This window comes from Streptomyces sp. NPDC001415 (assembly GCF_053597395.1).
This window is the reverse complement of the sequence record NZ_JBSFIE010000006.1, coordinates 296,196-321,701: the sequence shown is the minus strand read 5'-3', so window position 1 is coordinate 321,701 and position 25,506 is coordinate 296,196. Positions and strand designations below refer to the sequence as shown.

The 25,506-nt window shown below is 70.3% G+C and carries 25 protein-coding genes and 1 pseudogene; 20 read left to right on the top strand and 6 right to left on the bottom strand.

What is annotated here, in order from left to right; genetic code table 11:
- Window positions 1-10 precede the first annotated feature (10 nt).
- Window positions 11-1,213: an LLM class flavin-dependent oxidoreductase gene (locus ACWC2B_RS11065; RefSeq protein WP_450716177.1), complete on the top strand. Its 1,203-nt coding sequence runs from the start codon at window positions 11-13 to the stop codon at window positions 1,211-1,213.
- Window positions 1,214-1,257: 44 nt separating this feature from the next.
- Here the strand turns inward: ACWC2B_RS11065 and ACWC2B_RS11060 are convergent, their stop codons facing one another.
- Window positions 1,258-2,001 carry a maleate cis-trans isomerase family protein gene (locus tag ACWC2B_RS11060; RefSeq protein ID WP_450716176.1) on the bottom strand — a complete coding sequence of 248 codons (744 nt, stop codon included), beginning with the start codon at window positions 1,999-2,001 and terminating at the stop codon, window positions 1,258-1,260.
- A gap of 329 nt (window positions 2,002-2,330) precedes the next feature.
- On the opposite strand from ACWC2B_RS11060, the gene ACWC2B_RS11055 reads away from it, so the two are divergent.
- The 11 genes from ACWC2B_RS11055 to ACWC2B_RS11005 all read left to right on the top strand — a co-directional run bounded on the left by ACWC2B_RS11055 (window position 2,331) and on the right by ACWC2B_RS11005 (window position 14,172).
- Window positions 2,331-3,521, top strand: coding sequence for an isopropylmalate synthase (locus tag ACWC2B_RS11055; protein ID WP_450716175.1), 1,191 nt, complete (start codon window positions 2,331-2,333; stop codon window positions 3,519-3,521).
- Window positions 3,522-3,578: 57 nt separating this feature from the next.
- Entirely contained in the window at window positions 3,579-3,761 is a 183-nt protein-coding gene (locus ACWC2B_RS11050) for a lysine biosynthesis protein LysW (RefSeq protein WP_344374712.1), read from the top strand.
- A 34-nt stretch (window positions 3,762-3,795) separates the two neighbouring features.
- Window positions 3,796-4,644 (top strand): ATP-grasp domain-containing protein, encoded by an 849-nt coding sequence (locus tag ACWC2B_RS11045; protein ID WP_450716174.1) that lies wholly within the window; start codon window positions 3,796-3,798, stop codon window positions 4,642-4,644.
- Entirely contained in the window at window positions 4,641-5,696 is a 1,056-nt protein-coding gene (gene argC / locus ACWC2B_RS11040; RefSeq protein ID WP_450716173.1) for an N-acetyl-gamma-glutamyl-phosphate reductase, read from the top strand. Before ACWC2B_RS11045 ends, argC begins: the two co-directional genes overlap by 4 nt.
- Window positions 5,693-6,481, top strand: a complete 789-nt coding sequence (locus ACWC2B_RS11035; RefSeq protein WP_450716172.1) for an amino acid kinase family protein — start codon at window positions 5,693-5,695, stop codon at window positions 6,479-6,481. Before argC ends, ACWC2B_RS11035 begins: the two co-directional genes overlap by 4 nt.
- A 70-nt stretch (window positions 6,482-6,551) precedes the next feature.
- Complete coding sequence (locus ACWC2B_RS11030) at window positions 6,552-7,115, top strand: type 1 glutamine amidotransferase (RefSeq protein WP_450716171.1); 564 nt, start codon at window positions 6,552-6,554, stop codon at window positions 7,113-7,115.
- A 76-nt stretch (window positions 7,116-7,191) separates the two neighbouring features.
- Window positions 7,192-8,331 carry a Glu/Leu/Phe/Val dehydrogenase dimerization domain-containing protein gene (locus ACWC2B_RS11025; protein WP_450716170.1) on the top strand — a complete coding sequence of 380 codons (1,140 nt, stop codon included), beginning with the start codon at window positions 7,192-7,194 and terminating at the stop codon, window positions 8,329-8,331.
- Window positions 8,328-9,974, top strand: coding sequence for an AMP-binding protein (locus tag ACWC2B_RS11020; RefSeq protein ID WP_450716169.1), 1,647 nt, complete (start codon window positions 8,328-8,330; stop codon window positions 9,972-9,974). The genes ACWC2B_RS11025 and ACWC2B_RS11020 overlap by 4 nt, the downstream gene beginning before the upstream one ends.
- Before the next feature lie 39 nt (window positions 9,975-10,013).
- Entirely contained in the window at window positions 10,014-11,318 is a 1,305-nt protein-coding gene (locus tag ACWC2B_RS11015) for a pyridoxal phosphate-dependent aminotransferase (protein ID WP_450716168.1), read from the top strand.
- 100 nt (window positions 11,319-11,418) lie between these two features.
- The gene (locus ACWC2B_RS11010; RefSeq protein WP_450716167.1) at window positions 11,419-12,312 is read left to right on the top strand and encodes a fumarylacetoacetate (FAA) hydrolase; all 894 of its coding nucleotides are present in this window, start codon (window positions 11,419-11,421) and stop codon (window positions 12,310-12,312) included.
- 252 nt (window positions 12,313-12,564) lie between these two features.
- Window positions 12,565-14,172 carry an AMP-binding protein gene (locus tag ACWC2B_RS11005; protein ID WP_450716166.1) on the top strand — a complete coding sequence of 536 codons (1,608 nt, stop codon included), beginning with the start codon at window positions 12,565-12,567 and terminating at the stop codon, window positions 14,170-14,172.
- Here the strand turns inward: ACWC2B_RS11005 and ACWC2B_RS11000 are convergent, their stop codons facing one another.
- Window positions 14,173-14,868: a hypothetical protein gene (locus ACWC2B_RS11000; protein ID WP_450716165.1), complete on the bottom strand. Its 696-nt coding sequence runs from the start codon at window positions 14,866-14,868 to the stop codon at window positions 14,173-14,175.
- Between the two features lie 282 nt (window positions 14,869-15,150).
- Here ACWC2B_RS11000 and gcl point away from each other — a divergent pair, with 282 nt between their 5' ends.
- Window positions 15,151-16,941 (top strand): glyoxylate carboligase, encoded by a 1,791-nt coding sequence (gene gcl, locus ACWC2B_RS10995; RefSeq protein ID WP_450716164.1) that lies wholly within the window; start codon window positions 15,151-15,153, stop codon window positions 16,939-16,941.
- Window positions 16,942-17,058: 117 nt separating this feature from the next.
- On the opposite strand, the gene ACWC2B_RS10990 is transcribed toward gcl, so the two are convergent.
- Window positions 17,059-17,856, bottom strand: coding sequence for an ArsR/SmtB family transcription factor (locus tag ACWC2B_RS10990; RefSeq protein WP_450716163.1), 798 nt, complete (start codon window positions 17,854-17,856; stop codon window positions 17,059-17,061).
- Between the two features lie 207 nt (window positions 17,857-18,063).
- Between ACWC2B_RS10990 and ACWC2B_RS10985 the strand changes: the two genes are divergently transcribed.
- The 3 genes from ACWC2B_RS10985 to ACWC2B_RS10975 all read left to right on the top strand — a co-directional run bounded on the left by ACWC2B_RS10985 (window position 18,064) and on the right by ACWC2B_RS10975 (window position 20,333).
- Complete coding sequence (locus ACWC2B_RS10985; RefSeq protein WP_053725806.1) at window positions 18,064-18,285, top strand: hypothetical protein; 222 nt, start codon at window positions 18,064-18,066, stop codon at window positions 18,283-18,285.
- A 358-nt stretch (window positions 18,286-18,643) separates the two neighbouring features.
- Window positions 18,644-19,828, top strand: coding sequence for an alpha/beta hydrolase family protein (locus ACWC2B_RS10980; protein ID WP_450716162.1), 1,185 nt, complete (start codon window positions 18,644-18,646; stop codon window positions 19,826-19,828).
- Window positions 19,829-19,970: 142 nt separating this feature from the next.
- Entirely contained in the window at window positions 19,971-20,333 is a 363-nt protein-coding gene (locus ACWC2B_RS10975) for a hypothetical protein (RefSeq protein WP_450716161.1), read from the top strand.
- A 95-nt stretch (window positions 20,334-20,428) separates the two neighbouring features.
- Here ACWC2B_RS10975 and ACWC2B_RS10970 read toward each other — a convergent pair whose 3' ends face one another.
- The 3 genes from ACWC2B_RS10970 to ACWC2B_RS10960 form a co-directional block, all read right to left on the bottom strand.
- Complete coding sequence (locus ACWC2B_RS10970; protein ID WP_450716160.1) at window positions 20,429-21,088, bottom strand: HAD family hydrolase; 660 nt, start codon at window positions 21,086-21,088, stop codon at window positions 20,429-20,431.
- A gap of 254 nt (window positions 21,089-21,342) precedes the next feature.
- Window positions 21,343-21,528: a hypothetical protein gene (locus ACWC2B_RS10965; RefSeq protein ID WP_450716159.1), complete on the bottom strand. Its 186-nt coding sequence runs from the start codon at window positions 21,526-21,528 to the stop codon at window positions 21,343-21,345.
- 135 nt (window positions 21,529-21,663) lie between these two features.
- Window positions 21,664-22,188, bottom strand: a complete 525-nt coding sequence (locus tag ACWC2B_RS10960) for a class I SAM-dependent methyltransferase (protein ID WP_450716158.1) — start codon at window positions 22,186-22,188, stop codon at window positions 21,664-21,666.
- Between the two features lie 189 nt (window positions 22,189-22,377).
- On the opposite strand from ACWC2B_RS10960, the gene ACWC2B_RS10955 reads away from it, so the two are divergent.
- From ACWC2B_RS10955 to ACWC2B_RS10940, 4 genes and pseudogenes are all read left to right on the top strand, one after another.
- Window positions 22,378-22,683: a hypothetical protein gene (locus ACWC2B_RS10955; RefSeq protein ID WP_450716157.1), complete on the top strand. Its 306-nt coding sequence runs from the start codon at window positions 22,378-22,380 to the stop codon at window positions 22,681-22,683.
- Window positions 22,684-23,498: 815 nt separating this feature from the next.
- On the top strand, window positions 23,499-23,882 hold the full coding sequence (locus ACWC2B_RS10950; protein WP_450716156.1) for a hypothetical protein: 384 nt from the start codon (window positions 23,499-23,501) through the stop codon (window positions 23,880-23,882).
- Window positions 23,883-23,913: 31 nt separating this feature from the next.
- Window positions 23,914-24,983 (top strand): IS630 family transposase gene (locus tag ACWC2B_RS10945; protein WP_450716155.1). Its coding sequence is split into 2 segments (ribosomal slippage): window positions 23,914-24,400 and window positions 24,400-24,983, totalling 1,071 coding nucleotides; the frame shifts between segments, so codons are not numbered across the junction.
- A 19-nt stretch (window positions 24,984-25,002) separates the two neighbouring features.
- Window positions 25,003-25,392 (top strand): annotated as a pseudogene (locus ACWC2B_RS10940) (mobilization protein); the annotation flags it as partial.
- Window positions 25,393-25,506: the final 114 nt, after the last annotated feature.

The following is a 25,506-nucleotide window of genomic DNA, read 5'->3' as shown; positions in this document are numbered from 1 at the left end:
CGGAGACACCGTGACCCGGCTTCATCTCGCCGTCGCGCTCAACGGAGCCGGCTGGCACCCGGCGGCCTGGCGGGCCCACGGCGCGCGCCCCGACCAGCTGTTCACCCCTCGCTACTGGGCGGAACTGGTCGGCGAGGCGGAGCGCGGGCTGATCGACTTCGTCACCATCGAGGACGAACTCGGCCTTCAGTCCGCCGCGTTCCACCGCCCGGACGACCGGACCGACCAGGTCCGCGGCCGCCTGGACGCCGTCCTGCTCGCCGCCCACCTCGCCCCACGGACCTCGCACATCGGCCTCGTGCCGACGACCAATGTCACCCACACCGAGCCCTTCCACCTCTCCACCGCCATCGCCTCCCTCGATCACGCGAGCCACGGCCGGGCCGGCTGGCGGCCCCAGATCACGTCCCGGGCGGCGGACGCGCACCACTTCGGACGGCGTGCCACCCCGGTCCTCACCGACGAGGACGTCCAGGACACCGAGCTCATCGCGCGCCGGCTGCGCCCGCTGTTCGCGGAGGCCGGCGATGTCGTCGAGGCCGTGCGCCGGCTCTGGGACAGCTGGGAGGACGACGCGGAGATCCGCGACGCGGCGACCGGCCGCTTCATCGACCGCGACAAGGTCCACCACATCGGCTTCACGGCCGAGCACTTCGGCATCCGCGGCCCGTCCATCACCCCGCGCCCGCCGCAGGGCCAGCCGCTCGTCACCGTCCTGGCGCACGCCTCGACCCCGTACGAACTCGCCGCCCGCGCGGCCGACGTCGTGTTCATCACGCCGTGCTCCCGCGCGGACACGACACGGATCCTTGGCCGGGTCGACAAGGCCGCGGCCACCGTGGGGCGGCCGTCGGAGCAGCCGTTGAAGACGTTCGCCGATCTCGTCGTCTTCCTGGACGAGGACTCCGGCGCGGCTGCCCGCCGCAAGGGGCGCCTCGACGAGCTGGACGGCGCCGCGCTCGGCTCCGACGCGCACATCTTCACCGGCACGCCCGGCGAGCTGGCCGAGCTCCTGATCGACTGGAGCGGGGCCGGCCTCGACGGGTTCCGGCTGCGGCCCGGCGCGCTGCCGCACGACCTCGCCCTGATCACCACCCGCCTGGTCCCCGAACTCCAGCGCCGCGCGGCCTTCCGCACCGCCTACGAAAGCCCCACCCTGCGCGGACTGCTGGGTCTGCCCCGCCCGGCGAGTCGCTACGCGGCCACGAGCTGAGCGGGTGGCCAGGACCCGGGGGATCCGCGCCAACCGGCCGTGTATCAGGCAGGGTTGGCGCGGTGGGCGGCCAGGCCTTTGAGGAGCGGGTGGACGGTTGGCGCCGTGACGGGCGTACCGGTCACCTGGAGCGCCCACCACGCACTGGCCAGGTTGGACGACAGCAACACCCGCCCGGGGCAGGCGAGTTCGTCGAGGGCGGCCAGGGTGAACATGCCGGTCCCGGTGAACAGCACCGCACCGTCCTCGGGGAGCGGGTTCCGGCGCACCTGCTCCAGGAGCCCCTCGGTGGTCACCCGGTACGGGTCGTGGACCTCGCCCGCCCGGATCCGCACGACAGCGTCGACGGTGAGACCGGCCTTCTCCCAGTAGCCGCGCGACAGCTCGGTCAGCCACGGCTCGTACGGGGAGACCAGCGTCAGCCGGTCAAGGCCCAGGGCCTCGATCGCCGCGAGGGTGGTCAGCGCGGAGGACCGCACCGGATACCCGGCGCGCTCGCCGAGCCGGGCGCAGAACTCCCGGTCGCCGTCGGGCCCCAGCAGATAGTGCGAGGCGCTGCACGCCACCACGGCGGCGTCGAGCGGCAGCCGGCCGAAGCCGTCGAGCACCCCGGGCAGCACCTCGTTGTACGTCTCCAGCACGGCCCGCAGGCCCTGGCCCGGAAGGACCGGGAAGCGGGTGGTGTGCACGTTCGTCCCGGCACCGAAGAACTGGTGGAACTCGGGCTCGGCTGTGGGGTTTTCCGGCGGGACGACAATCCCGATTCGTGGCACGGAGCGTATGTCCATGACGGCATCACCAATCTGTCGGTCCTGTGGCGTGGTTGTCGAATGCGAGCAGGCTAGTCCAGGAATGGCGTACGAGTCGTACGATCCCTCGGAATCGGCCGCCTTCTCACCCGGATCTTGAATTTCTGTGGCGAGTTGACCTTGGCCTGACAATGTCTGACAAGAGCCGCACACGACAGGCGTTGACGCCCGCCACCGGCACCGATGAAGCTATTCACCAACGGCAGACGCAACGTTCCGCCTGAATGCGAAAGCCTTCTGAGGGCGTACGCATCCGTATGGCGGCGGCCGGATTCTGCAATAGCTTCTGGATGAAGGAGTGAATGCACATGGCGATATCGGAAAGCCTCCCCGGGGAAACCCGGGGCCCGGCGGAAGAAAAAGAACCCCTGCCCGTCCTGCCCCGCATATCGGATGCGACGCTGCGGGACTCGGCCCATATGGCCGGTGTCGAGTTCACCGCCAAGGACGCGGAGACCATCGCGGACCTTCTGGTGCGGACCGGCGTGGAACTGGTCGAGGTGGGCATGGTGTCGGGCCCCTCGTCGGCCGACGCCGACCTCATCCTCGCCACGCACGAGGCCGTGGGCCCCGAGCACTCCATGAGCCTGGTGATGGTCCGCGACCGCCAGCAGGTGGCGAAGGCGCTCGACGAGGCCGTACGGCTCGGCGTGAAGTCCGTGATGTTCTCCATCCCGACCTCGCGGGAGCACGCGGCGCTGAAGCTCGCCTCGCCCAGCGAGAAGTACCTCACGGCCCTCGCCAAGGCCGCCATCGAAGGCGCCAAGGAGCGCGGCCTGCACGTGACCTTCAGCGGAGAGGACGGTGCGCGCACCCCCAGGGAGCGGCTCGTCCCCTATGTGGAGGCGGGCTTCGCGGCCGGGGCCGACCGCTTCCGCCTCGCCGAGACGGTCGCGTACCTCTCGCCGTGGCAGATGGAGGCCAAGATCGCGGATCTCACCGCGATCGACGGGTCCGAGATCGAGATCCACTCGCACAACATGCTGGGCATGGCGGTCGCCAACTCCCTGGCCGCCGTACGGGCCGGCGCCCAGTGGATCTCGGCGACCGTCGGCGGCATCGGCGAGCGGGGCGGCAACGCACCCCTGGCCGAGCTGCTCACCTCGCTCCGCGTCGTCCACGGCGACACCCGCTTCGACCTCACCCACCTCACCGAGCTCTCGCGAGCCGCGCTGAAGGGGGCGGGCCTGGGCGAGGCGTTCCAGTCGGGCCCCACCACCGCGCACGCCTTCGCCTACGAACTGCCGGGCCAGCTCAGCAACCCGTCGGCGTACGAGACCCTGCCCGCCGAACTCGTCGGCAACTCCCGTGAGCTGCGCGTCCGTTCGCGCATCAGCCCGGCCCTCGTCCGCTGGGCGCTCACCGACTCGGGCGTCGAGGACGGCCTCGACGTGGAGTCGTTCACCACCTGGCTGACGAACCGTCAGAAACGGGACGGCCGCCCCCTGCTCGACCGCGACGGCATCCGCAAGGCCGCCGTCGACTTCCAGTCCATCTGACCTCAGAACAAGCAGACCGAGCCGACTCGGCTCCGTACCAACCGATTTGGAGAAGTCATGTCCACGCTGCTGACCGGTGCCTGCCCCGAGTGCGAGACCGACGTCACCACCCCGCCGATGGTCCAGGGCGAGACGCTCTCGTGCCCCGAGTGCCTCCTGACGCTGCGGGTCGACGACATCAGCGACGGCACCCTCTCGCTGGAGATGGTCGAAGTCACCCTCCGCGACTGGGGCCAGTAAGAGCTACCGCCAACAACGGAAGGAACCCATGCGCATGGGCAAGAAAGTCGCCATCGTGGCCGACCGGATCAGCTGGGAAGAACGCCAGCTGATCCAGTCCGGACCGGACTTCGGTCTCTCGGTCGAGTGGCTCAACGACGAATCCCTGTGCCTGGGGCACCCTCAGGCGAAGTCCGTCAGCGGCTACGACGCACTCCTGGTCCGCAGCCGCAGCTACACCCGCGGCGGCATGCTGGCCACCCTCGGCGAGACCACCGGCATCCCCACCCTCAACTCGGCCGCCGCCGTCCACGCCTGCGAGAACAAGCTGGCCCTGCGCGCCCTGTTGCGCACCGCGGGCGTCCCCGTCCCGGACTTCCGGCTCGTCCTGTCCCGCAAGGACTTCGAGAAGGCGCTCGACGAACTGCCCCTGCTCGTGGTCCTCAAGCCCGTCTTCGGCGGCATGGGCAAGCGGGTCACCCTCATCCGGCACTCCGACACCGCGCAGTCCGTCTACGACTACGTCGAGGACCTCGGCCACGCCTTCGAGCAGGCCTGCCTCGTCGAGCCGTACCTGGGCGGCGGCTCGATCCGCTGCCTGGTGGTGGGCCGCGAACTGGTCGCCGCCGCCGAGTTCCAGAGCGGCGGGGCCGACTGGCGCAACAACGCCGCCCTCGGCAACCGCAACCGTGCCGTCGCCCACGACGAGGACGTACGGCGGATCGTGGACAGCGTGGTCGACCAGCTCGGCCCCGGCATCTACGGGATCGACCTGTTCAGCACCCCGGACGGATATCTCGTCAACGAGGTCAACCACGCCCCGGGCTTCCGGGCCGTCGCCTCGGCGACCGGCGCGGACATCGCCTCGGTCGTCGGCCGCCATGTGAGGGAGCTGCTGCGATGATCCGTGTCGGCATCATCGGCGCCTCGGGGTTCGCGGGCGGCGAACTCATCCGGCTGGTCGGCCAGCATCCCGACCTGGAGCTGACCTTCCTCGGCGGCTCCTCCAACATCGGCCGCCGCCCGGCCGAACTCCACCCCGGCCTGCGCCAGGACCTCGGCCTGGCCGTCGAGCCCGTCACCACCGACCTGTCCGGCCGGTGCGACGCGGTCCTCCTCGCCACTCCCGCCGAAGTGTCCGCCGAACTGGCCGGACAGCTCGCCGACCAGGTCGCGTCCGTGATCGACCTGAGCGGCGCCTTCCGCATCCGCAGCACCGACCTCCACGAGCGCTGGTACCCCAAGGTCCGACGCCGGCCCGAACTGGCCGACCGTTTCGTCTACGGAGTGCCCGAGCTCGTCGGCGACCAGATGGCCGGCGCACCGCTGATCTCGCTGGCCGGCTGCTACGCCACCGCCATCACCCTGGGCCTGGCGCCGCTCACCCTCGGGCTCGGCCTCGACCTCAAGACCGTCCTGGTCGACGGCAAGAGCGGCTCCAGCGGCAGCGGCCAGCAGCTGCGCACCGCGGGCCTGCACCCGTACCGCAACGGCGCCATCACCCCGTACGCCCCCGTCGGGCACCGGCACGCCGCCGAGGTCGGCGACTTCCTGGAGCGCGGCAAACCCGGCACGATCGGCTCCCTGACGATGTCGGCGTACGGCGTCTCGCACGTACGGGGACTGATGGCCAGCACCTACGTGTTCACCGACGAAGCGGTCGACGGCCGCGAACTGCAGCGCGCCTACCTGCGCTTCTACAAGGACCACCAGTTCGTCCGGGTGCGCAGGCACACCGAGACGATGATCCCGGTGCCCGACCCGCAGGCCGTGCTCGGCTCCAACTACTGCGACGTGAGCGTGCTGCACGACCCGGAGGGCGGCCGCATCGTCGTCCTCGCCGCACTCGACAACCTGATCAAGGGGGCCGCGGGCCAGGCCGTCCAGGCGCTGAACATCCGCTTCGGCCTCCCCGAGGAGAGGGGGCTGACCATGCAGCCGCTGATGCCGGCATGAGCAACACACCCTCGGTCGTCAAGCTCGGCGGAAGCTGCCTGGACGACATGACGGACGCCTGGTGGGACGACCTCGCCGCGCACGGCCGAAGTCATCCGCTGATCCTGGTCCACGGCTGGTCCAAACCGCTCAAGGACCTCAACCCCCGCTACACCGAGCCCTCGGCCGTCATGCGGGACCGCTACGGCAACCAGAGCCGGTGGACCACCCCCGAGGTCATCGACGACATCAAGACCGTCAGCCACGCCCTGGGCGAGCAGGTCTTCGCCCGCCTGAACAGCCGCGGCATCACCGCCGAGCGGGTGGTGGGCAGCGACGGCCTGGTCCGGGCCGGCGAGGGCGAGCGCTGGTGGTGGCGGAACAAGCAACTCGTCGAGCTGGACAACCTGGTGGGCCCGATCACCGGCGTGGACCCCCGCGCCCTGAAGGACCTGAAGCCGGGCCACTGCCACCTCGTCACCCCGCTGGCCCGCAACCCCGCGGGCCAGGAGGTCAACACCGACGCCGACCGGGCCGCGGCCGCCATCGCGGGCGCCACCGGCGCGACCTCCCTGACCCTGGTCACCGACGTCGCCCACCTCCTGATCGACGGCGAACCGGTGCGCCGGATCAGCGCGCAGGCCGCCGCGGCCTTCCGCGACAAGGGCGCCACCGGCGGCATGCGCAAGAAGCTGCGGGCAGCCGGCGAGGCACTGGACGGGGGAGTGGGCCGGGTCATCATCGGCAGCGCACCCGTCTCGGACATGCTCGCCGAACGCACCGGCACCGTCATCACCCCCGCGTGAAACCGAGCCCGCCCGCCGCCGTGCCCCCGCGCGCGGCAGCGAGGGCACATCAGCGAGAGGAGCAGCGCACGTGGCGTCATCCCGGGTGCTAGTGGTCAACAACGGAACCCTGTCCCTGAAGCAACTGCGCCGGCGCTTCGAGGACTTGGGCTCCGAAACCGACACCGTCGACGCGGCCTCCGTGCCGCGCAAGCTCGACGGACGCCATCAGGCGATCGTGCTGAGCGGAACCAAGGTCCGCGCCTACGACAGTGACTTCTACCGGCCCCTGATCGACCTCGTCATGCAGGCCGACGTGCCGGTTCTGGGGATCTGCGGCGGCATGCAGATCATCGCCGTCGCGGCCGGCGCCGAACTCGCCGAGGGCCCGCAGCGGGTCGGCGGCCACGAGGCGCAGGTCGACAAGGAGGAGGCCCTCTTCTCCTACGTCAAGCCCACCGTGACCGTCTTCCACCGGCACACCCTCTACCTCCGGGCCGCGCCGAAGGGCTTCCGCTCCATCGGGCGCTCGGAGCACGCGCCGGTCGAGTTCATGCGCTCCGACGACGGCCGGATCTTCGGCTCGCAGGCCCACCTCGAATTCCGCAACGACGGCATGGAGATCCTCCGGGGCTTCGCCGAGCAGTACCGGTGACACCCCTGAGAGCCCGTCAATTCCCTTATGCAGCACACCAGTTAACGAAACCAATCGATGATGAGGTCTCTTCAGCATGAGCATCGTGGATGACAACCCCGGCGGGGAAGAACAGCGCGCCCCCGCCTTCTCGGTCGCACTCAACGGCAGCGGCGGCCCGCTCAAGGGCTGGGTCGTGGTCGACTCGCTGGTCGACTCGATCGCCATGGGCGGCACCCGTATGACCGCCGACGTCACCGAGGAGGAGGTACGCGGCCTGGCTCGGGGCATGACGCACAAGCTGACGCTGGTCGGGCTCCCGGTGGGCGGCGCCAAGGCGGGCATCGTCTCCGACGGCACCGACCGCGAGCAGACCCTGCGCACCTTCGGCCGCACCGTCGCGCCGCTGCTGCACGGCGGCATTCACCTCGGCTGCGACCTCGGGGTGACCCCGGCCGACCGGAAGGTGTTCTTCACCGAGGCCGACTACGACCCGCGCCGCAAGGCCCGCGGGGTGGACATGCCGTACGACTGGCGCACCTACTACGAGCCGCTGGTCGACTGCACCGGCCACGGCGTCGGCGTCGCGGCGGTCACCGCGCTCGAAGCGCTGCCCGACCGCGGTGCCTCGCGCCGCGTCGTCATCCAGGGCTTCGGCACCGTGGGGCGCTCGGTCGCGAAGTTCCTGGAGGACCGGGGCCACCGCATCGTCGGTGTGGCCGACGTGAAGGGCACCATCAGCGCCGAGCGGCTGCCCGTCGCCGACCTGCTCGCCATCACCGACGGCTTCGGGCAGATCGACCGCTCCCGGCTGCCGCAGAACGTCACCGTCTCCGCCGAGCCGGACGCCTGGCTGGACGTGGAGGCCGACCTCCTCATCCTCGCGGCCAACCACAACGCCCTCAACGACGCCAACGTGCACCGCCTGACCGCGCCCCTCGTGGTCGAGGGCGGCAACATCACCGTCAGTCCCGAGGCGAAGCTGAAGCTCGCGGTGCAGGGCGCGACCCTCGTCCCCGACGTCGTCGCCAATGTGGGCGGCGCGGCAGCGGCGGGCCTCGCCCTCACCCGGACCGTACCCTTCGAACTGGAGGCGACCGCACGCAAGGAATGGGTCTTCGACTGGGTCGGCACCCGCGTCCGCAAGAACACCCAGGACCTCCTGGAGATCGCCGCCGCGACGTCCGAGGACCCGCTGCCGACCCTGCTCTCCGCCCGCCGGGGGGACCGCCGATGACCGCCGGGTTCGTCCCCGAGGGACACGAGGCCCGTACGGCGGAGTACCGGCGGCGCGGCTGGTGGCGCGACGAGACCTTCCTCGACGACCTGCGCCGCCAGGCCCGGGAGCGTCCGCACAAGCTGGCCATCGCCGGCCGCCGGGTCACCCAGGGCCGCACCGACACCCTCGACTACACCGAGCTGTTCCAGATGACCGAGCGGTTCGCGGGCGCGCTGGTCGAACTCGGGGTCCGGCCGGGCGACTTCGTGGCCGTCCAGCTCCCCAACCGGTGGGAGATGGCGCCCCTGCTTTTCGCCTGCATCCGGGTCGGCGCGGTCATCTGCCCGATCTCGCCGATCTGCGACGAGGGTGAGCTCCGCCACCGCCTGGAGCTCACCGAGGCCCGGGTCTGCGTCACCGTCCCGGAGTGGGACGGCACGCCGCTGGCGGAGATCGTCACCGGCCTGCGCGACGAACTCGCCACCCTGGAGCACGTGTTGGTGGTCGGCGGCCACGCCCCCGACGGTGCCCGCGACTTCCACGACCACTTCGTCGGCACCGTCTGGGAGGAGGAGCACACGGCCGATCTGGACGGGCGCGAGCTGAAGCCCGACGACCCGTTCGTGGTCCTGTTCACCTCCGGCACGACCGGCGAGTCCAAGGGCGTCCTGCACAGCCAGAACACCATCCACTCGGCGGTGCGCGGCTACGTCGACGCCTTCCTCCTGGACGACGACCTGGTCGCCGCCGTCACCACCCCGCTGGTCCACTACTCGGGCTTCGGCCAGGGCATCCTCGCGGGCGTCATGCTCGGCGGCACCATCGCCTTCCAGGACGTACGCAAGAACGCCGCCCTGCTCGACCTGGTGGAACGCTACGGCGCCACCCTGCTGTACGGCCCCCCGCCCACCCTGCACGAGATCAGCCAGTCGCAGCGGACCGACCCCCGCGACGTCAGCACCATCCGGCACGTCGTGACCGGCTCGGCGCCGGTCCTCCAGCCCCTGGTGGACGAGCTCCGCGAGACCCTCGGGGCCCGTACGTACTCGCTGTGGGGCATGTCCGAGAACGGCCCGGTCACCATCACCAAGCTCGACTACAACCAGGATTGGGCGGCGCACAGCAACGGTCGGCCGATCGACGCCATGGAGATCCGGATCGACAACTGCAAGAACCCCGACGAGCGGGCTTCGGTGGGCCGGCTGAGGGTGCGCGGCGCCTCCCAGGCGCTGAGCTACTACAAGCGGGACGACGTCTTCGCCGCCGAACTCACCGCGGACGGCTGGTTCGACACCGGGGACGTGGCGCGCGACGACGGCCGCGGCGGCATCCGCATCCTGGGCCGTGCCAAGGACGCCATCATGCGCGACGGCATCGTCGTCCCGATGACCGAGCTCGAAGCGATCATCGCCCGCCACCCCAAGGTGCACGAAGCCGCCCTGGTGGGTCCGACCGGCCAGGTCAGCGACGCGATCTTCGCGGTGGTCGTTCCCAGCGGCGGCGAGGGACCGACCCTGGAGGAGATCCGCCGGCATCTGAAGGAGGCGGACCAGAGCGAACGGTTCTGGCCCGACCGCCTGCTGGTGGTCGAGGCGCTGCCCAAGACCCTCACCGGAAAGGTCCGCAAGGCCGCCCTGCGGGAGCTCTATCCCGAGGCCTGAGGCCCCGGGCCCGCCCCGTAACCGACTGTTGGAGTAGTCATGCCCGAGTCCACCGAGGTGACCATGTCGGCGACGCTCGCCGCCGACGAGGCGATCGCCCGCAGACGGCTGGCCGGAGAGCAGGTGCTCTCGATGGCCAGCGGCGAGATAGGTCTGCCGGTTCTCCCCGCCCTCCGGGCGAAACTGGCCGCGGCCGCCGGCCTCAACACCTACGGCCCCGTGGCCGGGAGCGCCGCGCTGCGCACCGCGGCGGCCGACTACTGGAGCCGACGCGGCCTGTCCGCCGACCCCGGTCTGGTGGTGTGCGGGCCGGGCAGCAAGCCCCTGCTGTTCGCGCTGCTGCTCGCCGTCGGCGGCGACGTGGCGCTGCCCATGCCGAGCTGGGTCAGCTACGCGGCCCAGGCCGGGCTGCTCGGGGTGCGGCCGATCCCGGTGCAGACCCTGCCGGGCCAGGGCGGCGTTCCCGACCCCGACCGGCTGCGCGAGGCGGTCACCGCCGCCCGCGCCGCCGGGCGCGACCCGCGCTCCGTCGTGGTCACCCTGCCGGACAACCCGACCGGCACCATCGCGCGGCCCGAGACCGTACGCGGCCTGTGCGAGGCGGCCAGGGAACTCGACCTGACCGTCATCTCCGACGAGATCTACTGCGATCTGGTCTTCGACGGCTCCGAACCGGCCGTCTCCCCGGCCGTGTTCGCGCCCGAGCGGACCGTGGTCACCACCGGGCTCACCAAGAACCTGGCCGTCGGCGGATGGCGTACGGGCGTGGCCCTGCTGCCCGACAGCGACACCGGGCGCGCCCTGCACACCCGGCTCGTCGGCGTCGCCAGCCAGATCTGGTCGAGCCCGGCGGCCCCGGTCCAGGAGGCGGCGGCCTGGGCGTTCACCGAGCCGCCCGAGGTGGTCGAGCGCGTCCGTGCCTCCCGTCGGCTGCACGAGGCGGTGGCGTGCGCCATGGCCGCCCGCTTCGCCGCGGTCGGAGCGCTGCTCACCCCCGTCCAGGCGACCTGTTATCTGTATCCGGACTTCGAGCCCCTGCGCGAGCGCCTCGCGGAGACCCGCCAAGTGCACTCGGGCGCGGATCTGGCCCAACTCCTGGTCGAGCGTTACGGGTTGGGTCTGCTGCCCGCGAGCGCGTTCGGCGAACCGGACCGTTCGCTGCGGCTGCGCGTGGCCACCAGTCGCCTGTACGGCGACACCGACGAGCAGCGCACGGCAGCCCTGGCCGCCACCGACCCGGTGGCCCTGCCGTGGATCCGGGCCTCCCTCGACCGGGTCGAGGAGGTCCTGGCGGACCTGGTGGGCGCGTCGGCGCCGCGTCCGGAAGCGGCCCCGCACATCTGACTCACCGTCAAGGCCTCAGCATCTTCTGACACATCGTCAACTGCCGCGGCTCCGGGACGTTCCCCGGCCCGCGGTCCCACGGCTCAGGAGGGCCGCCACCATGTCCATCCTCTTCGAATGCGTATACCGGGGCGAGCGTTACGCGGGCTTCGACCGGCCGGCGCCCGGCGAGCCGCAGACGCTCTACAGGGTCGCCGACGGGCAGCTCGCCGCGGCGGTCATCGCCACCGACGGCCCCGAGCAGCTGAAGGCCGCCATCACCGGCCACGCGGAGCACATCACCGTCACCGCCGGGGACGCCGAACTCAGCTTCCTGCCCCCGCTGTTGCCCACGGCCGACGGGAACGCCCTGCTCAGCGGCTTCATGCGGACGCACAAGTCCAAGTTCGACACCGAGCCCAGCGAGGACGAGGAGTTCGTCGCCCCGAACTGGTTCTTCAAGGGGTTCGGCTCGTGGCTGCGCATGCCCGGCGAGACGCTGACCGTGCCTGCCTCGGCGGTCGCCCTCATCGAGGAGCCCGAGGTCGCGCTGGTCTACGTCAACGACGCCGACGGCACCCCGCACTACGCGGGCTACACCTTCGGCAACGACCTGTGCGACATCGGCCTGCACCGCCAGAACCCGGGCTGGAACCCGTACTGCAAGCTCTGCGACACCTCCATGGCGCCCTGGCTCTTCCTCGGCGAGCCGCCTCGCTCGGTGACCGGCCGGGTCACCATCGAGCGCGACGGGGTCTCGGCCTGGGAGGGCACCTTCGACTGCGGCGACGACGCGCTGTACTTCGGCATCAAGGACATGGCGGCCCACCTGTTCACCTACCCGGCGGTCCGCAGGCCGGGCCTGGTGAACTACGTCCTGATGGGTGCGGACGAGGCCAGCTTCCACGACGGCTTCCGCATCGCGGACGGCGACCGCATCACGATCGACGTGAAGAGCCACGAGGTGGTCCTGTCCAACCCGGTGAGCTTCGAGGCGCCCACTCCCATCGCCTGATGAGGCCCCGCCCGCCTTCGCGGCCCGGCATGCTGCCCCCCTCGGCGGCGTGCCGGGCCGCGGCCGCTGCCGTGACGGATCATCGGCCGAGATCCGCGCCGCGCTCATCCCGGCTCCTGACGGACGGCGCCCCGATCGGCCGGGCGGCCGAGCACGCACCGCGCGGCGATCTTCCCCCCGCGCAAACCTAGGCAGGTCAGGCCCGGTAGGGGCATGCTGGGGACCTTGGTTCTGGAAGTGAGGCGCGCTGCGATGGTGACTGACTCGTACGCCCATGGGGTGAGCGGTACCGCCCTGCTCGGCGACACGATCGGCGGCAACCTGGACCGCGCGGTCCAGGCGTACGGGGAGCGCGAGGCGCTCGTCGATGTCGCGTCGGGGCGGCGCTGGACGTACGCCCAATTCGGCGCGGACGTCGAGCAGTTGGCCCGTGCGCTGCTCGCGATCGGGGTCGCCAAGGGGGACCGGGTCGGGATCTGGGCGGTGAACTGCCCCGAGTGGGTGCTCGTCCAGTACGCCACCGCGCGGATCGGCGCGATCATGGTGAACATCAACCCGGCCTACCGCGTGCATGAGTTGGAGTACGTGCTGCGCCAGGCCGGCATCTCGGTGCTCTTCGCCTCGCTGTCCCACAAGTCGAGCGACTACCGGGCGATGGTCGGGCAAGTGCGGGGCAACTGCCCGGAGTTGCGGAGGACCGTGTTCATCGGTGACCCGGGATGGGGTCGCCTGATGGCCGACGGCCTCGGGCGGCCGAGTACGGAACTCGCTGCTCGCGAGGCCGGGCTGTCCTGCGACGACCCGGTCAACATCCAATACACCTCCGGCACGACAGGCTTTCCGAAGGGTGCCACGCTCTCCCATCACAACGTCCTCAACAACGGTTATTTCGTAGGGGAGTTGCTCGCCTACACCGAGGCCGACCGGATCTGCATTCCGGTGCCCTTCTACCACTGCTTCGGCATGGTGATGGGCAATCTGGCGGCCACGTCGCACGGTGCCTGCATGGTGATCCCGGCCCCGTCCTTCGACCCGGAGGCGACCCTGCGGGCCGTCGAGCGGGAGCGCTGCACCTCGCTGTACGGGGTGCCGACGATGTTCATCGCCGAGCTGAACCTGCCCGGCTTCGCCTCGTACGACCTCTCCTCGCTGCGTACCGGGATCATGGCGGGCTCACCGTGCCCCGCGGAGGTGATGAAGCGGGTCGTCGCCGAGATGCACATGGCCGAGGTGTCCATCTGCTACGGCATGACCGAGACCTCCCCGGTCTCCACCCAGACCCGCACGGACGACGACCTGGAGCGGCGCACCGGCACGGTCGGCCGGGTCATGCCGCACGTCGAGGTGAAGATCGTCGACCCGGCGAGCGGAGTCACCGTCCCGCGCGGCGAGCCGGGCGAGCTGCGCACCCGCGGCTACAGCGTGATGCTCGGCTACTGGGACGAGCCGGAGCGGACCGCAGAGACGATCGACGCCGGGCGCTGGATGCACACCGGCGACCTCGCGGTGATGCGCGAGGACGGCTACGTCGAGATCGTCGGCCGCATCAAGGACATGATCATCCGGGGCGGCGAGAACGTGTACCCGCGCGAGATCGAGGAGTTCCTGTACCGGCACCCCAAGATCGCCGACGTGCAGGTGGTCGGGGTGCCCGACGCGAAGTACGGCGAGGAGATCCTGGCCTGCGTCATCCCGCGCGACCCGGCGGACCCGCCCACCCTGGACGAGCTCACCGCGTACTGCCGCGAGCGGCTGGCCCACTACAAGATCCCCCGGCACCTGCGGATTCTCGACGCGTTTCCCATGACGGTGAGCGGCAAGGTCCGCAAGGTGGAGCTGCGGGAGGGGTACGGCGCCTGATCAGGCACCCGTCGTGACGAGGTCCTGAGCGGCGTCGTTCACCGGCTGCGGTGTGCCCGTCAGGTCCAGGACGAACAGCGGGACACGCAGCTGGTCGGCGCGTGCCCTCGCGTCCTGCGCGTACCCCGCCAGCGAGAAGTGGACGCTGCGGGCGGACCTGGTCATCGCGTGCAGCCACAGGCACTCGACGGCCTTCAGTGAGGCGGGCCGGGTCGTCGGGTCCACCCGGGCCACGAGGCCCCGCCCGCGCAGGTCGATGCCGGAGGCCGGGGGCGGCTCGGCCTGCAGTATGTCGCTGAAGCCGAGCCAGGTCAGATAGAGCCCGGCCGCGGTGACCGCGTCCCTCGCGGTACGGATCGTGAGCGGCCGGAACGCCGTACGGGCCCGTACCCCCGTCGGCCGCGGGTGCGGCACGGGCGCGGGCGGCGCCGTCACGGGCCGCACCGGCACCCTGAGCACACAGCCGCAGGAGCAGCCGAGCTCGGGCTGCGGCCACTGGCTCTGGCGCCCGCACGCCCGGCACCGGACCGTGACCCAGGTGTCCGTCCAGGTGCGGTGCGTGATCGGCGAGGGCGCGGCGCCCCGCTGGATGGGCGGCGCGAGCGGGGCCCCGCAGGCGCAGGGGTAGGCCGCCGGCACGAAAACGTGCTCGCGCCGACAGGTCGGGCAGCGCACCGGTACGCCTTCACCGTTCATCCGCCCCCACCTCCATGACGACGCGAGCCCGTACGGGTTCCGCGGCACGCCCGGTCCCCTGGCGCGGCCCGGCCGGGGGTTCCGCGGTACATGGTCCATCAACCGCGACCGCGGCGTGGCCGATTCGCGCATCCCGGTCCTCCCTTGACGCGCTGGCGAACCCGTCCTACATTGCTTCCACATAGCAGAATGATACTTCCGCATTACGGAATAAGGCTCGAAGGTGGCGCGGCGCAGGCGGCCCGCCGGAGCCGAGTCCGCCGGCCGAAGCAGGAGCACCCCATGCCTCGTATGACCGCTGCCCGAGCGGCAGTTGAGATCCTCAAGCGCGAAGGCGTCAGCCACGCCTTCGGTGTGCCGGGCGCGGCGATCAACCCCTTCTACCGGGCGCTCAAGGAGGGCGGTGGCATCGACCACACGCTCGCCCGCCACGTCGAAGGCGCCTCCCACATGGCGGAGGGCTACACGCGCACCAACCCGGGCAACATCGGTGTCTGCATCGGCACGTCGGGCCCCGCGGGCACCGACATGATCACCGGTCTGTACTCGGCGATCGCCGACTCGATCCCGATCCTGTGCATCACCGGCCAGGCGCCGGTCGCCAAGCTGCACACCGAGGACTTCCAGGCCGTCGACATCGCCTCGATCGCCAAGCCGGTCACCAAGGCCGCGACCACCGTCCTGGAGGCCGCCCAGGTTCCCGGCGTCTTCCAGCAGGCCTTCCACCTGATGCGCTCGGGACGCCCCGGGCCGGTCCTCATCGACCTGCCGATCGACGTCCAGCTGACCGAGATCGAGTTCGACCCCGAGACGTACGCGCCGCTGCCCGTCTACAAGCCGGCCGCGACCCGCGCCCAGGCCGAGAAGGCGATCCGGTTCCTGCTGGAGTCCGAGCGTCCGCTGATCGTCGCCGGCGGCGGCATCATCAACGCGGACGCCTCCGACCTGCTCGTCGAGTTCGCCGAGCTCACCAACACCCCGGTCGTCCCGACCCTGATGGGCTGGGGCACCATCGCCGACGACCACGAGCTGAACGCCGGCATGGTCGGCGTGCAGACCTCGCACCGCTACGGGAACGCCACGTTCCTGGAGTCGGACTTCGTCCTCGGTATCGGCAACCGCTGGGCCAACCGCCACACCGGCTACAAGCTGGACGTCTACCGCGGCGACCGCAAGTTCGTCCACGTCGACATCGAGCCCACCCAGATCGGCAAGATCTTCGCCCCGGACTTCGGCATCGCCTCCGACGCGAAGGCCGCCCTGGAGCTCTTCGTCGAGATCGCCAAGGAGCTGAAGGCCGCGGGCAAGCTGCCCGACCGCTCCGCCTGGGTCGCCTCCCACCTGGAGCGCAAGGCCACCCTCCAGCGCCGCACGCACTTCGACAACGTGCCGCTGAAGCCGCAGCGCGTCTACGAGGAGATGAACAGGGCCTTCGGCCCGGAGACGCGTTACGTCACCACCATCGGCCTCTCGCAGATCGCGGGCGCGCAGATGCTGCACGTCTACAAGCCGCGCCACTGGATCAACTGCGGCCAGGCCGGCCCGCTCGGCTGGACCATCCCGGCCGCGCTCGGCGTCGCCAAGGCCGACCCTCAGACGCCCGTCGTCGCCCTCTCCGGCGACTACGACTTCCAGTTCATGCTGGAGGAGCTGGCGGTCGGCGCGCAGCACAGGATCCCGTACGTCCACGTTCTCGTGAACAACGCCTACCTGGGCCTCATCCGCCAGGCGCAGATCGGCCTGGACATCAACTTCCAGGTCAACCTGGAGTTCGAGAACATCAACTCGCCGGAGCTGGGCGTCTACGGCGTCGACCACATCAAGGTCATCGAGGGCCTGGGCTGCAAGGCCATCCGCGTCACCGAGCCGGACCAGCTGCTGCCCGCGTTCGAGGAGGCCAAGAAGCTGGCCGCCGAGTTCCGCGTCCCGGTCGTCGTCGAGGCGATCCTGGAGCGGGTCACCAACATCGCGATGAGCAAGACCGCCGACATCTCCGACGTCACGGAGTTCGAGGAGATCGCGACCGAGCCGGGCCACGCCCCGACGGCGATCCGCCCCCTCACGGTTTCCTGACCCACCCAAACGGTCCGGCCCCCGTTCCCCCGCACTGGGGAACGGGGGCCGGACGTATTCCTAGCGGGGTTTCCAAACACGGCCCGCGGCCGACGCACTCCACTTCCCGCGGAGCGCTCAGCGGGGCCTCTCCTCGCGTTCGAGCAGCGTCTTGAGCGTGGAGAGGATCATCACCCAGCCGCCGCTGACCCCCTTGAGCATCTCGCTGTCCGCGCTCTCGAACCCGTCGTGCGTGATGGTCAGCTTCACTCCGAGCGAGGGGGTCTCGGCCGGCTGGATGTCGAACGCGACCTGGGACTGCTCCGTCCGCGCCTTCTCGAACTCCTCCTCCGTGTCGAAGAGTTGACGGTGCATCGGAAGCAGCCGGTGCCAGGTGTACGCGAGCTTCCGGCCCGGCACGGCCTCTATGACCGCCTGCCCCAGATCCTCGTACGTCCCGTCCGGGCCCATCTTCCACAGCACCGGTGAACCCACCCGCCAGTCGGACATGGGCCCCCAGCCGCCGAAGTACTCCTGGGCGAACTCGGCGTCCGTCAGGGCCTCGTAGAGCCGCTCGGGGGTGGTCTGGATATAGATGACATACACGAACTCGGGCTTGTCCATGGTGAGTTGCTCCTCCAGGCTCCGCTTCGGTCTGCCGAGCGCGTCGAGTCCGCCGCGCTCGTACTTGCCGATCCAGCGCTGCGACAGCTCCTGGATCGGCACGGGATTGAGGTAATGGAACTTCTCCCGGCCGCGCCGCACGGACGTGACCAGACGGGCGGCTTCGAGCACCGCCAGATGCTTGCTCACCGCCTGACGTGACAGGGCGAGCCCTTCGCACAGCTCGCGCAGCGTCTGCCCGTCCCGCGTCCGGAGCCGGTCGAGCAGCCGCCGCCGGCTGGCGTCGGCCAGCGCCCTGAAGACGTCGTCCACGCGTGCCTCCGGCGTTGTGTGTACGTACCCTCGGCGTGGCACCTACGCACCTTCGCTTCCAGATTTGCAACCCTGGGGTTGCGTGTCAATTCGTGACGATTTTCGCACCAGCATGCGTTCCGGTCGGCGCGGATACCGGATCGATTCCCCATCGTCATCCGTCGGGCCTGCCCTTCGGGCCGTTTCGCGGCGCATACTGGGATGACGATGACGAAGCCATCCGCGCCCCGGCGCCACCTGCCCACCAGCCCCTTCAAAGCCCCGGACGCTCCGGCGGCCAAGCACTTCATCCTGGGAGACCGGGTCACACATGACCAGTTCGGCCTGGGCACCATCATCGGGGTCGAGGACGGCGTCGCGATGCTCGTCGACTTCGGCTCCCGCCAGGCCCGAATCGTCAGCCCGTACACCCGCATGGACAAGCTCTAAATCTCGCCGTCGGGCGAGAGCCGCCGGTCCGGACCGCAGCCGCGGCCCGGCCCGGCGGGCGTGTCCTCGGCGCCCCTCACCCCGCGAGGACTGCCCGTCCGAGTGAACCTGGCGCGCCCCGCCGACCGTATCCGCCGGGCCCTTCTGTGGGGCCCTCCTAGCAGGGCCCGTATCCACCCCGGGCTCGAACACGAGCGAGCTTCAACCCAGGGCTCCGACCATGCCCTCCGAGCCTGCCCTCCGACTCTGCGCTCCGACCATGGGCGTACGAATCGACCCCGAGCCTGACACCAGAGGCGGAGGCGTCCGGCACCTGAGGCGGACGTGGCGGCCGAACGGTCCGCCTAGCGTGTCGTTCATGGTCAAAATCTCCCGCGCGGCCACGGCCGTCGCCCTTGCCTTAGCCCTCGCGGTCCCGCTGGCCGCCGCGACAACCGCTCAGGCAGCCCCGTCGGCGCCTCCCGCCACCGCGATGGTCACCGCGCCGGTCGCCGCCGCCCAGCAGCTCGAAATCCCGCGTCCGACCGGCCAGTACGCGATCGGCGCGGACACCCTCCACCTCGTCGACCACGCCCGTCGCGACCCCTGGGTGCCGAGCCGGGACCGCGAGCTCATGGTGACCCTCACCTACCCGGCGGCCCGCCCCGGCACCGGCCACCCCGCCCCGTACACCACAGCCGCCGAGGCCCCGGTCCTCCTCAAGGAGCTCGGCATCGATCCCGCGAGGGCGGGAGAGGTGGCCGGCACCAGGACACACGCCGGGCTCGGCGCGCGGCCCGCGCGGGGCGGCCACCCGCTGATCGTGCTCTCACCCGGCTTCGGCGCCCCGCGCTATTCGCTCACCACCCTCGCCGAGGACCTCGCGAGCCGCGGCTACGTCGTCGCGTCGGTGGACCACGCCTACGAGTCGTTCGGCACGAGTTTCCCCGGCGGCCGCCTACTGACCTGCGTCGCCTGCAAGGCCATGCAGGACGGCACCCCGGGGAACGTGGTCACCGCGGCGCGCGCGGCGGACACGTCGTACCTCCTGGACCGCCTCACCGGAAAACACCCGGCCTGGCGGTACGCCGCCGCCATCGACAAGCGGCACATCGGCATGGCGGGCCACTCCATCGGCGGGGCCGCCGCACTCGCCGCCATGGCGCGCGACGGGCGCGTCGATGCCGGGGTCAACATGGACGGGGCGTTCTGGGACACGCTGCCGCCCCAGGGGCTCGGCGGGCGGCCGTTCATGATGCTGGGTACCGACGACATGCACCGCCCGGGTGGCAAGGACAAGACGTGGGACACGACGTGGCCCGCCCTCGACGGCTGGAAGCGCTGGTTGACGGTCGCCGGAGCCGAGCACATGACGTTCTGCGACGAGCCGGTCATCGCCGACCACTTCGGCCTCCCGCACTCGCCGCTGCCCGCACAACGCTCCGTCGCCCTCATCCGGACGTACGTGGGTGCATTTTTCGACCAGCACCTGCGGGGCGTCGAGCAGCCGGTCCTCGCGGGGCCGGCCCCCGCCAACCCTGAGGTGACCTTCAACAACCCGTGACCGAGGGCCGTCCCCAACCGGGGGCTTACCGCCCGGGTTTACCCGGGTTCCAACCCCCGGTTGACGACTCCGGCCGGGCCGGATCGGCAAGGTGTGGTGAGTCGCGAGAACGCTCGCGGAACCCACTCGACCAGGGGGAACGATGACACCCATCCACAAGGCGGCGATAGCTGTGGCGGCCCTCGGAGCGGCCGCGCTTCCGCTCGCGGGAGCCACCACCGCGTCGGCCGGCACCAACGGGCAGCAGGTCGCCGTGTCCACGTACTACTCGGACAAGGTCCAGGTCTGCGGCCACAACCAGAACAACGCCTGGGTGTGCACCGGCTACTTCAACACGCCCGGCACCGGCTACACCGGCCGCGCCGGCTACTGGTACAAGGGCCAGGTCACCATCACTGGCGTCCGCAACTCGCCGCACCAGGTGCGCACCGCGTACTGCAACGTGCCCGTTTCGCAGTCCGGTAACTGGACCTACTGCGACGGGCGCAGCAACCGCGCCCTGTAGCACCGCGGTACGGCCCCACTGAAGGATCACGGCCCCACCCCTCCGGACCGGGGGGTGGGGCCGTGCCTTTGCCGCGCGCCGCCAACGTGGTTCGTTCATAGAAAAGTTGACGGAGGGGCATCCACGATGGATGTGAGCTGGGTGAGGGAATCGATCCGCCAGTCCGCCGCCGCGACGACCTCCGAGTCGTCCGCCCACCAGTGGCCCCATGGCCCGCGCCGGATGTGTGCGACGCGCAGCCCGGCCGCCTTGGCGGGGAACACGTCGTTCAGGGGATGGTCGCCGACGTACACGGTCGCGCTGGGTGCCGATCCGGCCGCCTCCAACACCCTCTCGAAGAAGGCTGGTTGAGGCTTGGAGACGCCCCACTCGTCGGAGGTGACCACCAGGTCGGCGGGCAGGTCGAGGCCGCGCAGGAGCTCGCCGGCCCGGACCGTCTGGTTCCCGGCGACGATGACCCGGATACCGAGCTTGCGAAGACCGCCGAGGGCGGGCCGTACGTCGTCGTACAGGTCGGTCTCGTCGAGGTGCTCACCGCGCCCCGCCGCCTCCCGGGCCAGGTAGGCCTGGCGAACGTCTATGCCGGGTTTGAGCATGCGCAGCGCGTCCTCGGCGTCGCGGCCTTGGGTGACGACCGCCCCGACGAGCGCGGCGAGGGTGTGCCTGGGGACGCCGATCCAGTCGGCCCAGGATGCCCAGTAGCGGTCGTCGCGTACCAGTGTTTCGCCTATGTCGAGCACGATGGTCTCAATCATCGAGGCCGATCCTAGGCGGTCGGGTGGGAATGTTCGTGGGACGGCGCGACTACGAGTCGGACGGCGCGGCTGCGGGGTGGGACGGCGCGGCTGGAGGATTGGGCGGCGCGGCTGCGGGGTGGGACGGCGCGGCTGGAGGATTGGGCGGCGCCGCTCGCAACGAGAACGGCGCCGCTGGGGTGGGACCACGCCCTCGCAACGTGGACGGCGTCCCTGCAACGCCGACCGCGCCCGTACAGCTATAGCTACAGCTACTACAACGCGGACTGGAACGCGGACGCGGAAGGCACGGTGTCACCCACCGTCGTGACGCGGTCGAGGGTGGCAGGGGTGAGCCCCGCGTGCTGGGCGGCGGCGCGGGCGGCGAGCGCCACGCGGGGGCCGGCCGCGGCGATCGGGATGGTGCGGCGAGCGGCGGCGGATACAAGCATCGTGGTCATGCCTCATTGTGCATGGCGACGCCCTGTGCTGGACGCCGTTTCGGATGGCTCAAGTGGTGGTTGTACGTGGGTGGTTGTGGCGGTGGGCGGATGACCGACCCGAGGCCGCTCCGAGCGCCCGTCCGGCACCCCGGATCATGCCTCGGCGAGGCTCCTCCGCCAGACAAAGACCTCGCTGCTCCGCTGCTGCTCGGAGAACCGCCCTGACGGCGAGACACCCCTCAGCAGCCGACGCACCTCCGCCTCGAAGGCGTCGCTGCGCGTGCCGAACAGGTGGGGAGCGGCGTACGACATCGAGAACACCCACGGCACGACGTCGGCAGACGTGCGCTCCAGCGGCTGTCCGCCGGGGACGACGTGGCGATGGGGGCCGGTGAAACCCGCCCGGGTGAGTACCGCGACTTCATCGCCGGGTGTTCCCTGCGTCCCGCCCACTCCGCGCCGGGCGGCCTCATGCGCATCCTCGGCGATCATTCCGGGGTCGGGGTCCACGCCGACGACCTCGCTGAACAGATGGGCCAGGTCGAGGGCGAGGGGGCCCGGCCCGCATCCCACATCGATGAGGCGCCCCTGCCCATCGAGCTTGAGAGCGGCGGCGATTCCACGTGCGGATGCGGGATCAGGTGGCGGCGTGAGGGGAGGCCGCAAGGCAGATGCCAAAGAAGAACAGCGGGGCTGAAGACGCCTGAGCGCTCGCCGATCCGGAGGCGCATTGCACCCGGTTGCGACCGGCCGTGAAACGAATGTGGTGATCGCGGAATCGGCTGTCGCACCGCAATTCCCCCAATCGCACGACAGGTTGAAGTGTTATGGGTCACACTTGGTGCCTGGTGAAATCAGGGGGGAGCTATGAGCAGCTCGCACATCAACGCGCCCATTCGGGCCCACATGTACGCGAACACGCAGCACAAGGTGATCTGGCTTGCCGCGGTCGTCCTGTCGGCCGGCCTTCTGGCACCGCCGCTGTTCTTCATAGCAGCCAAGAAGCGTGTCGTCAGCATGAGCGTTCCTGCTGTCTACGCAGCGATCATCTACGGTTCAGCCATGGTGGAGACCGTACTTGGCAATCCGAAAAACTGGGCAGGGGGAGTCCTCACCATCACGATGATCGCTGCTGCCGTGCACGCTGCCATTCTTGACACGGATTGGAAGTGACGCCAACGACAGCGGCGGACCTGTGATCACAAGCGCAGCAGGAGGCCCTTTCCGCCCGCCAGTTGGCGAAAGACAAGGGCCCCCTGCGTCCAGAGTTCAAGGTCGGCGGCGGTACATGGTGCTCTACCCTTGAGCTACGCCGACCCGAAGTCGAAGACGGGACTCGAACCCGCAACCGCCCGTTCCCAAAACGAAGTAACCGCTGCCTGCGCACCTGGACGAGAAACACCGTAGCCGCGCACGGTGATTGCCGGCACGTGATTAAAGGCCCGGCAGGCCCAAGGTGCAGCGCGTGTCCGCACTCTACGTACCGGATCAGCACAATGGTCCGGAGCGGCGGGCCGGCCTCACGGGGTGGCTCCGTGCCTCCCTGGGTGGTAGGAGCAGGCGCACTTGAGTACCTCAACCGCCACCGTGCCGGTGGACTGTCGCACTTCGAGTGGCCCGGGACAGTGAAAATGGCCCCCGACCCACCGTGGCTTCTCCGCCTCGCGGCACTCGGGTGTGACGTAGTTGCCCGGCGCGCGCGTGGTGGTCATGAGTCGGCCTGACTGTCTAGTAGGGCGGTGCCCGCTTCGATCATTCCGGTCAGCTGGATGGGAGCGCATAGGGCGCCCGGGGCAGTTGGCGGCACAGCCAGTGGCTCGTGAGGCAACTGTCCGGCTCGTCGTCCCCGACCCGGGACACGCCGATGTAGTCGCATACCGGCCGGGGCCCGGGCCGGGCGGGGAGCACGGGACCAGGGCGTAGAAGCGGCGGCGTCGCGGGTCGTCGATGACGGGCCCGCGCAGGCACTCGCGCTGTCCGAGTTCAACGTGCCCCGCCTCTCTGACCATGAGACCGAGCAGAGCCAAGAGTTCATCCTCGTTATGCGGCCGCATCGGCATCTCGTTCATGAGCGGGATGGCCGCAGTCGGCTGCGCTTAACTAAAGTAGATCAGCAAGGGAATCTGGCGTTCGACCCGCGGATCGACGGCATGTACGGCTCCGACGAACGCGAGCTGCTGGCTGCTCTTCTTGCCGCCCTCGTGTGGTCCACGATCACCGCGAAGCGCTGGCACGAGGCCAAGGATCACGCCCAGCGGGCGGCGGCCGCCCACCAAGCCCTGCAGCACCTCCAAGCCGCCGGAGACCAGGCCGCCACTCCGGTGCTCGCCGAGCTAGAGATCTTTAACGGTGTGGGTTACGTAGGGTCGTGACGGCTGTCGTGGTCTGCGCTATGCCGGGAGGATGAGGTATCCGGATAGCGGTGGCTTGACGGCTGAGGAAAGGGCTCGGCGTGAGCAAGTCCGGCTCGCGGCTGCCGATCTGATCGAGGCCGGGGCCAGTGACCGGGAGGTGGCCCGGCGGTTCAGGGTGACCCGGATGTCGGCGAATCGCTGGCGGCGGGCGTTGGCTTCGGGCGGTCGGCAGGCACTGGTGTCCAAGGGCCCTGGTGGCGCCCGTTGCAAGCTCGATGCGGGACAACTCCGTGTTCTGGAGACGGTGTTGGATGCCGGTCCGGCCGCCTCCGGCTGGACTGACCAGTGCTGGACGCTGGCCCGGATTGCTGAGGTCGTGCGCTGCCGGTTCGGTGTCGAGTACACCCTGGCCGGGCTGGACCTGCTGCTGCACCGCATCGGCTGGAGTGTGCAGGTCCCCTCCCGCAAGGCCACCGAGCGGGACGAGGAGAAGATCGCTGCCTGGAAGGACGAGCAGTGGCCCGTCATAAAAAGAGGGCGGCGGACTTGGGTGCCTGGGTCTGCTTCGAGGACGAAGCCGGCCAGGGCCTGAGGCCGCCCAAGGGCCGCACCTGGGGCCGACGGGGTCACACCCCGGTGGTTCGGGTCACCGCCCAAGGCACCAAACGTGTCTCCATGGCTGCGCTGATCTGCGCCAAAGCCGGCCGTCGGCCCCGGCTGATCTACCGCATCCACCTCGACCGCGGCCCCTCCAAAGGCCGCCGCAAGGGCTTCACCGAGACCGACTACGCCCGCCTGCTCGATGCCGCCCACCAGCAGCTCGGCGGACCTCTTGTTCTGGTCTGGGACAACTTGAACACGCACGTCAGCAGCACCATGGGCGAGCTGATCACCGCCCGATTGTGGCTGACGGTCTACCAGCTGCCGCCGTACGCTCCCGAGCTCAACCCGGTCGAGGGCGTGTGGTCGCACCTGAAGAGGTCGCTGGCCAACCTCACCAAACACGGCCTGGACCAGCTCACCGCGTTGGTGAAGACGCGGCTGAAACGCATGCAGTACCGGCCCCGCCTCATCGAGGGACTCATCGCCAAGACCGGGCTCGACTTCCAACCGCCGTAACCTCAGCCATTAAAGATCTCTAGAAGCCCGCCGCCCGAGGGAGGCGAGCAGCCAAGTCCTCGCTCACGACGTACGAGCGGCCGTACCCGAGTGCGCAGACCGCATCCTCACCGATGCCGCCTGGCCTGCCCTCGCCACCCTCCTCGCCGACGCTGAAGCCCTCGGCCATAAGCCTCACCAACTCCTCAAGGAGGCTGCCGCGCAACGAGAGTTGGACACCGCGCGCCAACCCGCTCGTGTCCTCATCACCCGCATCCAGCACACCGGCCGTAACCCCGCGCCCAACCGCCTCGCCGAAGCCTCCCGTCGACGCTCCACCAGGGCTTGGAATCCCAACGGGGCACCACAGCCGGCGCCGCCGATCAACCCTTCTGCGGCTCCGGGGCGGGGCAACGGTCCTCGGCGATAGTGGGTCAGAGGCGATGGACGCTTCGGGTCGGGTGGGGTGCGTCTCATCTGAGGCCCGCTTGCATGAGCAAAACCCATCTGAGGTAGAACGGTTCTGCTACGTGGTGGCGCACGA